Genomic DNA, 14,513 nt, shown 5'->3' with positions numbered 1-14,513 from the left:
CGGATCAGTAGGACGGGTCGTGCCGGATGTTCTCCGGCGGAGTGCCCGCCGCGTGCAGCCGGAACTTGGTGGTGTTGATCATCGCCTCGGAGCCGACGAGCTGGATGTCGCGCTCGGCCCACGTCCCGAAGTCGGCGACGACCTGCCCGACCTTGCCGGTCAGTCGGCGGTGCATGCCGGGCAGCGCGGCGCTGCTCGGGCCGGTGTACCACCACGGGTCCTCGTCCTCCTCGGTGACCGGAACGACGGTCAGCCACGGATTCTGCTCCGCGAGCGCCCACAGGGTGCCCAGGTCGTACAGGTCGCACGGGTACCGGCCGGCGAAGAAGACGTGGACGCGGCGGTCCTGGCCGCGCTGCGACATCTGCAGGATCTGCGCGCGCAACGGCGCGATTCCTGTCCCCGATCCGATCATGAGGATGTCGCGACCGTTGTCGTACCGGACTCCGAGGTCGCCGAGCGGGGACCCGATCACCCACCGCTCGCCCACGAGGGTCTGGCTGACGATGGCGGGGCTGACCCAGCCGCCCGACACCCGGCGGACGTGGAACTCGATGATGCCCTGGTCGTTGGCGGGGTTCGCCGGCGACAGGTACCGCCACATCCGGGGACGCGACGGCACCTGCACGCTCACGTACTGGCCGGCGGTGTAAGTCATCGGCTCGTCGAGTTGCAGGCGGACGATCGACACGTCCTTGCGGACCTGGAGGTGCTCGATCACGGTCGCGCCCCACGCCGGCGGGCCGCTCTCTGCATTGGCCGCGTCCATCATGGTGGCGGCGACGACCGCGAGGACGTCGCGCCACGCCTGCTCGAGTTCGTCGGTCCACGGCTCGGTCGAGGGGAACTGCTCCACCGCGGCGATCAGGGAGTTACCGACGGCGACGTAGTGCGCGTCCTCGATTCCGTACTTACGGTGGTCGCGGCCGAGCTGGGCGAGGTAGGCGAGGATCTGCCCGGATTCCTCCTCGAGTCGTTCGATCACGTACTGGACGGCCGAGATCAACCGGTCGCGTTGCTCGTCCATGGCCGCGGGGAAGAAATCCCGGGCGTCGGGATACCGCGCGAACAACAGGGCATAGAAGGACCGCGACAGAGTCTGGGGCCCGTCCGGCACCGCCGCGATAGCCTTGAAACTCGACCGGACCAGCGATATTGCCTGTAAATCCACCGCGCATCCTCGTCACCGACTGAACGCGGCCCCGCCGCGAAGTACTTGGGCAGACTATAGGCGCGGGCGCCACGCCGCAGACCAGGTCCCTTGTTTTCCGCCCTGGTCGTGCTATCCGACCGCTCGGTCTGCACTTTCCCAGTACCGGGAGCGCAGCGCCTTCTTGTCCAGTTTGCCGAGTGGAGTGAGCGGCAGCGTGTCGACGAAGTCGATCGATTTGGGCGCGTGCACCGATCCCTTCGCGGCCCGCACCCGTTCGACGAGTTCGGCGGCGTCGACCGCCTGCCCGGCCCGCAACACCACGCACGCCTTGACGGCCTCGCCCCACTTCTCGTCCGGAATGCCGACCACCGCGACCGAGCCGACGGCCGGATGCGCCGAGATGACGTCCTCGATCTCCCGGGGGAACACGTTGAATCCGCCGGTGACGATCATGTCCTTCTTGCGGTCGACGATCGTCATGAATCCGTCTTTGTCCCTGCGCGCGACGTCGCCCGTGTGCAGCCAACCACCGCGGAACGCCTCGGCGGTCTCGTCGGGCTTCTTCCAGTACCCCTTCATGACCAGCGGGCCGCGGACGCAGATCTCGCCGAGCTCACCCTGCGGTACCTCGTTCAGGTCGTCGTCGAGCAGGGCGACGTTCAGCCAGGGCACGGGACGCCCGCACGTCGCGAGCCGGCTGGGATCGTCTGCCAGGTGCTCTTCCTTCCGCAGCACCGCGATGGTCATTCCGCATTCGGTCTGGCCGTAGAACTGGAAGAAGATCTGGCCGAACTTCTCGATGCCCTCCTTCAACCGGGCCGGCGACATCGCCGAGGCGCCGTAGAAGAGTGTCTGCAGGCTGGACACGTCCCGGTTGGGCAGGTCGGGGTGATCCATCAGCAGGTAGATCATGGTGGGGACGAGCATCGTGGCCGAGATCTTGTGCTTCTCGATCGCCTCGAGAACGGCACCGGGCTCGAACGCGGGCAGCACGATCAGCGCGCCACCACGCAGCAGGGTCGGGATGAAGAACGCGGCGCCGGCGTGCGACAGCGGCGTGCAGATGAGGAAACGTGGTTCGTCGGGCCACTGCCATTCGGCCATCTGGATCTGGTTGAGCGTCGCGCCGGACTGGTAGGAGCCGACGACGCCCTTCGGCTTGCCGGTCGTGCCGCCGGTGTACACCATGCTGCTGTTGTCGTCGGCGGCCACGTCCGCCGCCCGCAGGCGCTGCGGGGTGAACGTCTCGGCGAGGGCGAGAATGTCGGTACCTACTTCGGACGGCCCCAACGACAACACGTTCTCGATCGACGGCGACTGCGCCACCAGTTCGGCGGCGCGCCCCTCGAAGGCGGTGGGATCGAAGATCAGCGTCTGGATCTCGGCGTCGCCGACGATGTACAGATGGTCGTCGAGCGAGCCCATCGGGTTGAGCGCGCTGGCGCGGCATCCGGAGATCATGGTGGCGCCCATGCTGATGAGCACTTCGGGCCTGTTCTTGGACAGCATGGCGGTGCTCGTGCCTTTGCCGATTCCGAGCGAAGCCAGTGCCTGTGCAAAGCAACTGATCTGATCGCGCATCTCACCGCCGGTGAGGACGACGTCGCCGAGGTAGAGCGCCGGCTTGTCGGAGTTGCGTTCCAGTGCAGTGATGAGGAGGTCTGCAGCGAAAGCGGGTCGATGCAGATCTGCGAACTCGTCGGTCATCTGTAATCCTTCTACTCCCGCGACGCCGAGGCGCGTGGTCCGGCGGCCTGGATTTCCTGTGTCCTGGGTCACCGACACCCTAACCGGAAACCGGCAAAACTGAAACCTGTTCCACTCACCTCCGGGGTGCCGACGGCAACTCCTGGCCGGACATGTCCGATAACGTGAGGTCCATGAGTCCGCAGGACCGAATCGCAGAACGGATCTCGACCGCGGCGCGGAGCGCGCACGTCTTCCTCGCGACGGCGGAATCCCTCACCGGCGGGCAGATCTCGTGCATTCTCGGCGCGGCGCCCGCGTCCTCCGACTGGTACCGGGGCAGCGTGGTCGCGTATTCCAGCGAAGTGAAACACCGGGTGCTGAAGGTCCCGGACGGTCCCGTCGTCAGTGAGGCCAGCGCCCGCGCGATGGCTGGTGCGGTCGCGGAACTGCTCGGCGCCGACGTCGCCGTCGCAGTGACCGGTGCGGGCGGCCCCGACCCCCAGGACGGGCAGCCGCCGGGGACCGTCTGGTTCGGACTGTTCACCCACGGCCGCATCGACACCGAGATGCACCGCTTCGACGGTGAACCTCAGGACGTCGTGACCGCCACCACCGACCGTGCCCTGGAACTGCTCGAGCAGGCGCTGACGTCCGTGCCGGGTCGAGTTCCTCCCCCACTCGCGTAAATCTCCGAGAGTCGGGTAATCATCCGAGCGGGCACCTCTACACCCGAGGAGGATTTCCGTGCCGAAGACCACCGACAGCGGCAAGCCGAAGAAGAGCGAGCTTCCCGAGACGCTGAAAAAGTCGTCCGAGAAGGCGCAGCGCACGTTCGCCAAGGTGTACGACTCCGCAATCGATCAGTACGGGGACGAGGAACGCGCGCATCGCGTCGCGTACGACGCCCTCAAACACAGCTACGAGAAGGTCGGGGACCACTGGGAGGCCAAGGACGAGAAGGGCCCCTCGGACGAGCGCGCGAAGAGCGGCGGCCCGAACGCGTCCGGTGAGACGGCCGAGGGCGTCGACGCCAACGCGAGCAAGGACCACCTCATGCACATCGCGCAGCGGCTCGACATACACGGCCGGTCGACCATGACCAAGGACGAACTCGTCGACGCGATCGAGAAGGCGAACCGGAGAGCCCGATGAGAGCCGTGACGTGGCAGGGCAAACGGAAGGTCAGCGTCGACACCGTCCCCGACCCGGTGATCGAACAGAAGACCGACGCGATCGTCGAGATCACCACCACCAACATCTGCGGCTCCGACCTGCACCTGTACGAGGTGCTCGGCGCGTTCATGAACGAGGGCGACATCCTCGGTCACGAACCGATGGGCATCGTCCGCGAGGTGGGGTCGGAGGTGACCGACGTGAAGGTCGGCGACCGGGTGGTCATCCCGTTCCAGATATCCTGCGGCAGTTGCCACATGTGCGATCGGAAACTGTTCACCCAGTGCGAGATCACCCAGATCCGGGACGAGGGTATGGGTGCGGCGCTGTTCGGGTATTCGAAACTGTACGGGAGCGTTCCCGGCGGCCAGGCCGAGTATCTGCGGGTGCCGCACGTGAAGAACACCCACATCAAGGTTCCGGAGGGTCCACCGGATTCACGTTTCGTGTATCTGTCCGACGTGCTGCCGACGGCATGGCAGGCCGTCGAGTACGCGGAGATACCCGACGGCGGTTCCGTCGTCGTTCTCGGGCTCGGACCCATCGGCGACATGGCGGCACGCATCGCCGCGCACAAGGGTTTTCGGGTCATCGGCGTCGATCTCGTGCCCGAGCGTCTCGCCCGTGCGCGGGCGCGACGGATCGAGACGGTCGACCTCAACGACGCCGAGGGCGAACTCGGCGACGTGATCCGGGAGATGACCGACGGCCGCGGCCCCGATTCCGTCATCGATGCAGTCGGCATGGAAGCGCACGGCTCCCCCGGCGCGAAACTACTGCAGCAGGTCACGTCGTACCTGCCCGATGCCATCGCGGCCCCACTGATGTCGACGGCAGGAATCGACCGGCTGCACGCGCTGTACTCGGCCATCGACATCGTGCGGCGCGGCGGCACCCTCTCGCTCATCGGGGTGTACGGAGGAATGGCGGACCCGATACCGATGCTCACCCTGTTCGACAAGCAGATTCAGCTGCGGATGGGGCAGGCCAACGTCAAGCGGTGGGTCCCGGACATCCTGCCGTTGCTCACCGACGCCGACCCCCTGGGCGTCGACACGTTCGCCACTCACGAACTGCCACTGGACCACGCGCCGCACGCGTACGAGATCTTCCAGAAGAAGGAAGACGGCGCTGTGAAGATTCTCCTGAAGCCGTAATGCCTTCCCTCTGGCTCGATCACGTCGCCGGTCACCGCGGCGCGGTGACGGGGCGATCGTGGGACGAACGCGGACGGTACGACACCGTGGTGGTGGGCGCGGGGGTGACCGGCCTGATCACCGGGCTACTGCTCGCCCGTGCGGGACAGCACGTCGCCGTCGTCGAAGCGCGGACCATCGGGGCCGTCACGACAGGGAACACCACGGGCAAGGTCAGTGTGCTGCAAGGTACCCGGCTCGCCGAGATCGGCCGACGCCACGCGTCGCACATCCTGCGCTCGTATGTCGAGGGAAACCTGGAAGGCCAGCAGTGGCTGCTCCGGTACTGCCGCGACCGCGAGATTCCCGTCGGCACGGCACCGGATTTCACGTACGCGCAGACCGAGTCCGGTGTCGACGCGGTGCGCGCCCAGTACACGGCCGCCCGATCGGCGGGCCTGCCCGTGCGACTCGTACCCGAACTCGAGATCCCGGTGCCCCACGTCGACGCCGTCACGCTCGACGACCAGGCGTTCCTGGACCCGATGCCCGTCCTCCATGCAGTGGCCCGCGACCTGATCACCCACGGCGCCGACGTGTTCGAGCACCGTCGCGTGACGTCGGTCCGGACGCTGGTGCGATTCCACGTCCTGTCGACGCCGGACGGCGACATCGAAGCCCGCCGCGTGGTTCTCGCGACGGGAACTCCGATCCTCGATCGCGGAGGATTCTTCGCCCGGCTGAAGGCGGAGCGATCGTACGCGGCGGCGTTCCGGATGCCGGGCGGTGCACCCGGAGGCATGTACCTGACCGCCGATCAGCCCACGCGGTCGCTGCGCCCGGCCGACGACGGTCGTGTTCTGGTCGTCGGCGGCAACGGTCACGACGTCGGCCGCAGCACGTCACCGCAGGCCGCGGTCGACGATCTGCTGGCCTGGACCGGCCGTCACTTTCCCGGGGCGACGCCGACCCACCGCTGGTCGGCGCAGGACTACTCCTCGCTGAACGCGCTCCCCTACGTCGGCCCACTGGTTCCCGGCAGTGACGGCATTCTCGTCGCCACCGGCTACGGCAAGTGGGGACTCTCGAACGGCGTCGCCGCCGGCCTCGTGCTCGCCGGACGCATTCTGGGTGGCCACATGCGGTGGGCCGAGGCATTCCAGAGCTATTCGCCGACGCAGCTTTTCGACCTTCCCGCGGCAGTGAAAGCGAACGGCGAGGTGGCGGTGGAGATGGTCGCGGGCTGGGGCGACGCGCTCGTGGGGCGACAACGAGGGAAAGGCCGGGCTCGCATCGTGCGGGAGGGACTGCTCCCCGTCGGCGAGTACACCTCGGACGGTCACACCCAGCGCGTCTGCGCCGTCTGCCCGCACCTCGGTGGTGTGCTCCGCTGGAACGATGCGGAGGCTTCGTGGGACTGCCCGCTGCACGGGTCCCGATTCACTGCCGGCGGAACACTTCTCGAGGGCCCCGCAACCACCGATCTCCGACGACTCTGATTCCCACCCGATTGGCCTCGGGCCGATCGGGTACCCGTCGCTTGTGTTCACCAGAGGAAGGAATTGCCCATGACATCGGCAGAGACACTGCGCGGCCGGAAGGTCGCGATCCTGGCCACCGACGGCGTCGAGGAAGTCGAACTCGTCGAACCCCGGAAAGCCGTCGAGGACGCCGGCGCGGAAGTTCGGCTGATCTCGTTGTCCCCCGGCAAGATCCAGGCCATGAGCTCGGATGTGAACGCGGCAGGCACCTACGCCGTCGACGCGGTCGTCGGCGAGGTGTCGGTCGCCGACTTCGACGCACTCATCCTGCCCGGCGGCACCACGAACCCCGACCACCTCCGGATGGACGAGTCGGCCGTCGCCTTCGTCCGCGACTTCGTCGATTCGGGCAAACCAGTGGGCGTGATCTGCCACGGACCGTGGACGTTGGTCGAGGCCGACGTCGTCCGCGGCCGCACCCTCACGTCGTATCCCAGCGTGCGCACCGACATCCGCAACGCCGGCGGAACCGTGGTCGACGAGGAAGTAGTGGTCGACAACGGATTGGTGTCGAGCCGCAACCCCGACGACCTGCCCGCGTTCTGCGCGAAGATCGTCGAGGAATTCGCCGAGGGCCGCCACCCGCAGTGACCTCGTCGGGCCTGGATCAGCCGGAGTCCGGCACCGTCACCACCACGCGGGTGCCCGACCCGGGTGTGGACGTGACGTCGAAGGTGCCGCCGACGCTTTCGACCCGCACGATGTGCGACGCCAGCCCGATGTGCCCCTGCGCGACCCGTTCCGGGACGACGGCCGGATCGAAACCGGCGCCGTCGTCGGCGACCGTCAGCGTGGTCCGCCCGTCGGCGCGGGTGAGTGTGAATTCGATCGTCGTGGCACGGGCATGTCTGGTCACGTTGGTGAGCAGTTCCCGCGCCACCCGGTAGAGCAACTCCTGGCAGTCGGGGTGACCGACGTCGTCGACGCTCACCGACATCTCGAACCCCCGCCGGGCGTAGAGATCCGCGAGCTCGCGCAGCGCCGCGGTGAGGCCAAGCTGCGCGAGGACCTGCGGATGCAGTGTGGTGACCGTGGACCGCAGTTGCGCCGCGGTCTCGCGGAGAGCGGACTCCGCGGCGACGAGCATGTCGTCCGGGTTTCGCTCCAGGGCTTCCTCCACGTCCAGGCGGGCGGCCAGGACATTCTGCAGGGGCCCGTCGTGGAGGTCCTCAGCCAGTTGCCGTCGCTCGCGTTCCTCGGCGTCCATCGACTCGGCGATCAGCTGCCTGCGTACATCCATCAGCGAGATCACCGTCGCAGAGCGCCGGACCAGCACGTACGACAACGCCGTCGTCGCGGCCGCGAGCCACAACAGGAAACCGAAGTAGAGGTACACCTCGTCGGGGAAACCGACTGCGTCGTCGCGCTTGGAGTAGATGATCCACACCACCTGGTACCCGACGGCAGTGCAGACCCCGACGATCGCCGTCAGACGCGGCCGGTACTGGAACGCCACCGAGATCGGCAGCAGGAAGAACACCGGCAGCAGCACCGACGTCGCGCCGCCGGAGGCGATGCACAACGCCACGACCGCGGTGACATCCGCCGCGGTGGACATCCAGCCCGCCCACGGTCCGACATCGCGCACCAGGACGAAGATCAGCCAGCCGAGCGCGAGAGCCGCGTACCCGATCAGCAGCGCCGCGAAGACGTCGGGTTTCCAGTGCACCACGCGGATCACCGGCCCGAGCAGCGCCATCAACCCGATCAGCGGTAACCGGAGTATGGCGGTCACCCGGACGGCCTCGGTGCTGTAGCGACGGACTACGCGACTCTGGGACGGAAGCGGCACGTCACTCCAGCAAGCCGCGTCGCATCGCCTCGGCCACCGCGGCCGCGCGGTCGCTCACCCCGAGCTTCTCGTAGAGACGCTGGACATGGGTCTTGACCGTCGACGGCGCCAGATACAGCTCACCGGCGATCGTGGGAATGCTCTGGCCGCGCGCAATGAGCGCCAGCACTTCCTTCTCCCGACCGCTCAGCGCAGGCCCGACCGGTTCACTGCGACGCCGCACCTCGCCGGCCAGTCCGACCGCGAGGGAGGCGGGGAGGACGTCACGGCCCTGAGCGCAGTCCAGGACGGCTTTCACGATCTCCGCCCGGGTCGACTCCTTCGGCAGGAACCCCGCCGCCCCCTCCTGCAACGCGTGGTAGACGATCGCGGACTCGTCGTGCGCCGACAGCAGCAACACCCGCGTGGCGAGTTCGGCTCGTCGCACGGCCGCCGCCACCTGGGAACCGTCCAGCTCCGGCATCCGATAGTCGAGCAGTGCGACGTCGGGGGCGAGTTCACGGATCAGGGCGAGCGCCGCCGCACCGTCGTCCGCCTCGCCGACCACCTCGATGTCGCCGCTCGCGAGGAGCGCACGGACGACACCGTCCCGAAAGATCGGGTGGTCGTCGCCCACCACGACCCGCACGGCGCTCACGGCGCGGCCCGATGCGAAGCGACTCCGGCGAAGTCCATTGCTCACTTTCTCACGAGAGCACGCCCGCGCGGAGCACTTCGCGGCGCCGGTGTCCCCCGATCGGTGGACACCGGATTCATCCCACCCTCGGTCCTGTCGGTGGACAGACGACGGCGCGTTTTCGCGACATAGTTGGTGCACACCGGAAACGGGGAGATCGGAAACCGAAACCCCCACGGCCCCAAACGTTCCCCCGAAGCGTCAGAACTCAGGAGAAGCCATCATGCGAACCACCGCCCGCCACCGCGTCGCCCTCTTCATCGCACTGCCCGCCACCGCAGTGGCCGTCACCGGATTCGCCATCGCCGCAGCCGGTGTTGCCACGGCGGGCACGATGCCGACATCGGGACCCACGATCGCGATGACGATCAGCAACGACACCGACCTGCCGATGGTCCTCGCGGGCTCGTCGAACCCCTACGGGCAGTGGATTCAGGCGCCGTCGGACTACCTCGCCCCGCACAGCAGCCAGATCGTGAAGGCATTCTCCACCGACCCGAACGGCGTCGAGGTGGATGCCACCTACTCGCTTCCCGGTGGTGCCCAGGCCGTGTTCCGCGCCGACAACTACAGCAACACGACCGACGTGGACGGCACCCGCGTCGACGCCAACTACGGCCACGCCTACGGCATCAGCAGCTGGATCGACTCGGGCTACCCGAACATGAACGCCGGCTACCACCTGTACGGACACCCCTGACAGACGATCCCGACCATCCACCGAACACTCGACGAAAGCCGGAGAACATGATCATGCACGTCACCGAGACCCCCACCCCCACCGTCTCCCGCACGATGTGGACCACCGAGGAGATCAAGGCACGTCTCGAGGAGATGAACATTCCGCGATCACGCACCCGCCGCGGGCCCCGCTGGGGCAACCGCGACCGATAAGCCGGGGGTTGGGGCCCGATGTCGCACTGGTTCACTCCGACGGGACCAGTGCGACATCGGTTCGGTTCACCCGAGAGATCGCCGGGTCAGCGCTGGTGTCGCGGCTTCCACACGACGAGCGCATTGCTCCGTGGGATCGGCACGAGGTCGCGCCGGTAGCCGGCGTGAATCTTCGCGATCTCCTCGGCCAGCTCGCGAACCCGGTGCTGCAGAGCCTCCACCTGGTTGGTGAGTTCGATGATCCGCTTGATCCCGGCGAGGTTGACACCCTCGTCCTGCGAGAGGCGCTGCACCTCACGGAGCAGCGCCACATCCCGCGGCGAGTACCGTCGCCCGCCACCGGACGTGCGGTGCGGGGTGACGAGACCGAGCCGGTCGTAGTTGCGCAACGTCTGGGCATGCATGCCGGCGAGTTCCGCGGCCACCGAGATCACGAAGATCTGGGCGTCCGGATCAACGGCGGTCTCGCGTGGATCCTGGGTCGTATCGCTCATCAGGCACCTGCCCACCCGGCCCTGGGATCGAATCCGCTGGCCTTCTCTGCTTCCAGATAGGTCTTCAGTGCTTCGGTGGCGGGGTCGTCGAGCTTCTGCGGAACGGCGACCTTGACCGTGACCAGCAGGTCACCGGCGCCACCCGCACGCTTGGGAACGCCTCGGCCGCGTACCCGCAGAACCCGGCCGTCGGCTGTGCCTGCCGGAATCTTCACACCGACGCGCCCCTCCAACGTGGGGACGGAGACGGTGGTTCCGAGCACGAGCTCACCGTAGCTGACGGGGACGACGAGGGTGAGGTCGTCGCCGTTGCGGCCGAACACCTTGTCGGGACGCACCCGGACCGTGACGAACAGGTCGCCGGACGGCGCGCCGCGCAGGCCCGCCTCCCCCTGGCCTGCCAGCCGGATCTTCTGTCCGTCGCTGACACCCGCGGGAACGCGGACGGTGATGGTGCGGGTCCGGTTGGTGACGCCGTTGCCGTGGCACACCTCGCACGGCGAATCGATGATCGAGCCGGTACCGCGGCAGTCGTCGCACGGCTCGCTGAACCCGAACGCGCCCTGGTTGCGACTCACGATTCCGGTCCCGTTGCAGCGCGGGCAGACTCGCGGGCTGGTTCCCGGCTTGGCACCGCTGCCGTGGCAGGTGGTGCACGGCGACGGGCTGGTCAGCCGCAGCGGGACCGTGACGCCCAGCGTGGCTTCACGGAATTCGAGGGTCGTCTCCGTCTCGACGTCGCTGCCACGACGGGGACGGTTGGTCGTGCGGGTCGCGCCGCCACCACCGGCTCCGCGATTGAACAGGCCACCGAAGATGTCGCCGAGACCGCCGTCACCGGCGGCCGCGCCGCCGCCACCGAACAGATCGTTGATGTCGAATCCGCCCTGACCGAAACCGCCGGCTCCGGGATTGAATCCGCCGCCGCCCTGCCCGAAACCGCCGCTCGCGAACAGTCGCCGGGCCTCGTCGTATTCCTTGCGCTTGGCAGGATCCGAGAGCACGGCGTGTGCTTCGCTGACGGACTTGAAACGCTCCTCGGCCTTCGTGTCGCCGGGGTTCGCGTCGGGGTGAAGGTCGCGGGCGAGCTTGCGGTACGCCTTCTTGATCTCGTCCGCGGATGCGTGGGACGAGACGCCCAGCTCCTTGTAGAAGTCCTTTTCGATCCACTCCCGTTGGCTCACTGGGCGTCTCCTCCTCTCGCTCTTACTCTTGTTCCGACTCGGCGGGCTTCGCCGCCTCGTCGGAGGTGTTCGCGCCGGCATCGCCTGCGCGATCGATCACAGCTACCATCGCATGCCGCAGGACGCGATCACCGAATTTGTAGCCCTTTCGCATCACCGTGCCGAGAACGGGGTCGTGACCCTCGCCCTCGTGCTGCACTGCCTCGTGCAGCGCCGGATCGAATGCGTCGCCCTCGGCACCGAACTCGCTCAGGCCGAGCGAGGTGAGGGTGCCGGTGAGCTTGTCTGCCACACCCTTGAGCGGCCCCGAGTCGAGGTCGCCGTGGCTGCGTGCACGGTCGAGGTCGTCCAGCACCGCGATGAGCTCACCGACGACGGACGCCTTGGCGTTCGCGATGTCGGCCTGCTTGTCGCGCTGGACGCGGCGGCGGTAGTTGGCGTACTCCGCCTGCAGTCGCTGCAGGTCGGCGGTGCGCTCCGCCAACTCGTCCGTCTCCGGAGCTGCCGTCTCCGGCAGGGCCCCTTCGTCCACCGAGCCGGGCTGCGGGGCGGCAGCGGTGCCCGCGAGGGGCTCCACTACCGGCTCCGCGTCCCGTGTCCGACCGGTCTCGGGGTCGATCTTCCGCTTGTCCACGAAAGTGACCGGTTCCTGCTCGGTGTTGTCGGACGTCACTTCTTCTCCGAGTCGGACGGCTCGTCCACGACCTCGGCGTCGACGACGTCGTCGGCACCATTCGCGCCGGAGCCGTCGGTGTTGGCGGCTTCCTCGGCGGCGCTGGCCTCGTAGATCGCCTGGCCGAGGGCCTGCGACTCGGTGGCCAGCTTCTCGACCGCGGTCTTGACGGCCGCGATGTCGGTGCCTGCGAGAGCGTCGTTGGCTTCCTTGATGGCAGCCTCGACCTTCTCCTTGACGTCGGCGGGCACCTTGTCCTCGTTGTCCTTGATGAACTTCTCGGTCTGGTGCACCAGCGACTCGGCCTGGTTGCGCACCTCGGCCTCCTCGCGGCGGGCCTTGTCCTCCTCGGCGTGAGCCTCGGCGTCCTTGACCATCCGCTCGATCTCTTCCTTGGACAGACCGGAGCCGTCCTGGATCTTGATCGTGTTCTCCTTGCCCGTGCCCTTGTCCTTCGCGGTCACGTGCACGATGCCGTTGGCGTCGATGTCGAAGGTGACCTCGATCTGTGGCACGCCACGCGGGGCGGGCGGCAGGTCGGCCAGTTCGAACGAGCCGAGCAGCTTGTTGTGCGAGGCGATTTCGCGCTCACCCTGGAACACCTGGATCTGCACCGAGGGCTGGTTGTCGTCAGCGGTGGTGAAGGTCTCGGAACGCTTGGTCGGAATGGTGGTGTTGCGCTCGATGAGCTTGGTCATCACGCCACCCTTGGTCTCGATGCCGAGGGACAGCGGGGTGACGTCGAGGAGCAGCACGTCCTTGACCTCGCCCTTGAGGACGCCGGCCTGCAAGGCGGCGCCGACGGCGACGACCTCGTCGGGGTTGACGCCCTTGTTGGGCTCACGGCCACCGGTCAGCTCGCGCACCAGATCGGAGACGGCGGGCATACGGGTGGAACCACCGACGAGCACGACATGGTCGATGTCCTTGACGGCGATGCCGCTGTCCTTGATCACGGCCTGGAACGGCGCGCGGGTGCGGTCGAGGAGATCGGACGTGATCTTCTGGAACTCGCTGCGGGACAACTGCTCGTCGAGGAACAGCGGGTTCTTGTCCGCGTCGACGGTGATGTAGGGCAGGTTGATCGACGTGCTCTGCGAGGAACTCAGTTCGATCTTGGCCTTCTCGGCAGCCTCACGGAGACGCTGCAGGGCCATCTTGTCCTTGGTCAGATCGATGCCGTTCTGAGCCTTGAACTTGTCGACGAGCCACGTGACGATGCGCTCGTCCCAGTCGTCACCACCGAGGTGGTTGTCGCCGGAGGTGGCGCGAACCTCGACGACGCCGTCGCCGATTTCGAGCAGCGAGACGTCGAAGGTGCCGCCACCGAGGTCGAAGACCAGGATGGTCTGTTCCTTGTCACCCTTGTCGAGGCCGTAGGCCAGTGCGGCCGCGGTGGGCTCGTTGACGATGCGCAGGACGTTGAGGCCCGCGATCTGGCCGGCTTCCTTCGTGGCCTGACGCTGGGCGTCCTCGAAGTACGCGGGGACGGTGATCACGGCGTCCGTGATGTCCTCACCCAGGTATGCCTCGGCGTCGCGCTTCAGCTTCATGAGCGTGCGCGCGCTGATCTCCTGGGGCGTGTACTTCTTGCCGTCGATCTCCACGTTCCAGTCGGTGCCGATGTGGCGCTTGACGGAGCGGATGGTGCGATCGACGTTGGTGACGGCCTGGTTCTTGGCGGGCTGGCCGACCAGCACCTCACCGTTCTTGGCGAAGGCGACGATCGACGGGGTGGTGCGTGAACCTTCGGCGTTGGCGACCACTACGGGCTCGCCGCCTTCCAGCACAGACACGACCGAGTTCGTTGTACCGAGGTCGATACCGACGGCACGAGCCATAGTGTTCCTCACTTTCGTTTTGCAGTCCTGTGGGCAGGTTTTTCATTACTGAACTGCGATGTTGGCGCTTAGTGAGCGCCCTCCGCTCAAGTTTGCACTCCGACACCGTCGGGAGTCAATTCGAACTTGAGTCTTGCACGCTCATGTTGTCGTAAGGCTCAACGGAGGGGTGCGGAGATTTGTTCCCGGATGCCCACATTTTGTTCGGGCGCCGTGTTTCGGCGGCGTGCTTCGGGGCCGCCGACACGGACCCGCGCGTCGGCCCGC

The 14,513-nt window shown here is 67.3% G+C and carries 15 protein-coding genes; 7 read left to right on the top strand and 8 right to left on the bottom strand.

The features are described from left to right. Positions 1–4 precede the first annotated feature (4 nt). Both CJ177_RS00700 and CJ177_RS00695 read right to left on the bottom strand, forming a co-directional pair. Positions 5–1,171, bottom strand: coding sequence for an FAD-binding oxidoreductase (locus tag CJ177_RS00700; RefSeq protein WP_005238376.1), 1,167 nt, complete (start codon positions 1,169–1,171; stop codon positions 5–7). Between the two features lie 111 nt (positions 1,172–1,282). Beyond that, positions 1,283–2,860 carry an AMP-binding protein gene (locus CJ177_RS00695; RefSeq protein ID WP_095867082.1) on the bottom strand — a complete coding sequence of 526 codons (1,578 nt, stop codon included), beginning with the start codon at positions 2,858–2,860 and terminating at the stop codon, positions 1,283–1,285. Between the two features lie 173 nt (positions 2,861–3,033). Here CJ177_RS00695 and CJ177_RS00690 point away from each other — a divergent pair, with 173 nt between their 5' ends. The 5 genes from CJ177_RS00690 (at position 3,034) to CJ177_RS00670 (ending at position 7,283) form a co-directional block, all read left to right on the top strand. Beyond that, positions 3,034–3,528 (top strand): CinA family protein, encoded by a 495-nt coding sequence (locus CJ177_RS00690; protein ID WP_061040622.1) that lies wholly within the window; start codon positions 3,034–3,036, stop codon positions 3,526–3,528. A gap of 58 nt (positions 3,529–3,586) precedes the next feature. Next, on the top strand, positions 3,587–3,994 hold the full coding sequence (locus tag CJ177_RS00685; RefSeq protein WP_005238369.1) for a ChaB family protein: 408 nt from the start codon (positions 3,587–3,589) through the stop codon (positions 3,992–3,994). Next, positions 3,991–5,172, top strand: coding sequence for a zinc-dependent alcohol dehydrogenase (locus CJ177_RS00680; RefSeq protein WP_095867081.1), 1,182 nt, complete (start codon positions 3,991–3,993; stop codon positions 5,170–5,172). The genes CJ177_RS00685 and CJ177_RS00680 overlap by 4 nt, the downstream gene beginning before the upstream one ends. Further along, a complete protein-coding gene (locus tag CJ177_RS00675) occupies positions 5,172–6,650 on the top strand; it encodes an FAD-dependent oxidoreductase (protein ID WP_095867080.1) in 1,479 nt (492 codons plus the stop codon). The genes CJ177_RS00680 and CJ177_RS00675 overlap by 1 nt, the downstream gene beginning before the upstream one ends. Positions 6,651–6,719: 69 nt before the next feature. Continuing rightward, positions 6,720–7,283 (top strand): type 1 glutamine amidotransferase domain-containing protein, encoded by a 564-nt coding sequence (locus tag CJ177_RS00670; RefSeq protein WP_095867079.1) that lies wholly within the window; start codon positions 6,720–6,722, stop codon positions 7,281–7,283. A 16-nt stretch (positions 7,284–7,299) separates the two neighbouring features. Here CJ177_RS00670 and CJ177_RS00665 read toward each other — a convergent pair whose 3' ends face one another. Together CJ177_RS00665 and CJ177_RS00660 are read right to left on the bottom strand one after the other, a co-directional pair. Beyond that, entirely contained in the window at positions 7,300–8,484 is a 1,185-nt protein-coding gene (locus CJ177_RS00665; protein WP_095867078.1) for a sensor histidine kinase, read from the bottom strand. A 1-nt stretch (position 8,485) separates the two neighbouring features. Beyond that, on the bottom strand, positions 8,486–9,112 hold the full coding sequence (locus CJ177_RS00660; RefSeq protein WP_025432069.1) for a response regulator transcription factor: 627 nt from the start codon (positions 9,110–9,112) through the stop codon (positions 8,486–8,488). A gap of 271 nt (positions 9,113–9,383) precedes the next feature. Here CJ177_RS00660 and CJ177_RS00655 point away from each other — a divergent pair, with 271 nt between their 5' ends. Both CJ177_RS00655 and CJ177_RS47235 read left to right on the top strand, forming a co-directional pair. Then, a complete protein-coding gene (locus tag CJ177_RS00655; protein WP_005238358.1) occupies positions 9,384–9,860 on the top strand; it encodes a hypothetical protein in 477 nt (158 codons plus the stop codon). A 53-nt stretch (positions 9,861–9,913) separates the two neighbouring features. Next, positions 9,914–10,054, top strand: a complete 141-nt coding sequence (locus CJ177_RS47235; RefSeq protein WP_162130654.1) for a hypothetical protein — start codon at positions 9,914–9,916, stop codon at positions 10,052–10,054. Positions 10,055–10,140: 86 nt separating this feature from the next. On the opposite strand, the gene CJ177_RS00650 is transcribed toward CJ177_RS47235, so the two are convergent. Genes CJ177_RS00650 through dnaK form a run of 4 tightly spaced genes read right to left on the bottom strand, consistent with a single transcriptional unit; the run spans position 10,141 to position 14,246 of the window. After that, positions 10,141–10,548, bottom strand: a complete 408-nt coding sequence (locus CJ177_RS00650; protein ID WP_005238357.1) for a heat shock protein transcriptional repressor HspR — start codon at positions 10,546–10,548, stop codon at positions 10,141–10,143. Then, positions 10,548–11,732 (bottom strand): molecular chaperone DnaJ, encoded by a 1,185-nt coding sequence (dnaJ, locus tag CJ177_RS00645; protein WP_005238348.1) that lies wholly within the window; start codon positions 11,730–11,732, stop codon positions 10,548–10,550. The genes CJ177_RS00650 and dnaJ overlap by 1 nt, the downstream gene beginning before the upstream one ends. 22 nt (positions 11,733–11,754) lie before the next feature. Beyond that, positions 11,755–12,405, bottom strand: a complete 651-nt coding sequence (gene grpE, locus CJ177_RS00640) for a nucleotide exchange factor GrpE (protein WP_009478759.1) — start codon at positions 12,403–12,405, stop codon at positions 11,755–11,757. Beyond that, positions 12,402–14,246 carry a molecular chaperone DnaK gene (gene dnaK / locus CJ177_RS00635; protein ID WP_009478758.1) on the bottom strand — a complete coding sequence of 615 codons (1,845 nt, stop codon included), beginning with the start codon at positions 14,244–14,246 and terminating at the stop codon, positions 12,402–12,404. The genes grpE and dnaK overlap by 4 nt, the downstream gene beginning before the upstream one ends. Between the last annotated feature and the right edge of the window lie 267 nt (positions 14,247–14,513).

The sequence above is a fragment of the Rhodococcus sp. ACPA1 genome, assembly GCF_002300195.1.
Classification (GTDB): Bacteria; Actinomycetota; Actinomycetes; order Mycobacteriales; family Mycobacteriaceae; genus Rhodococcus_F; species Rhodococcus_F opacus.
The sequence above is the reverse complement of the archived record's forward strand: the minus strand, read 5'-3'. Positions and strand labels throughout refer to the sequence as shown.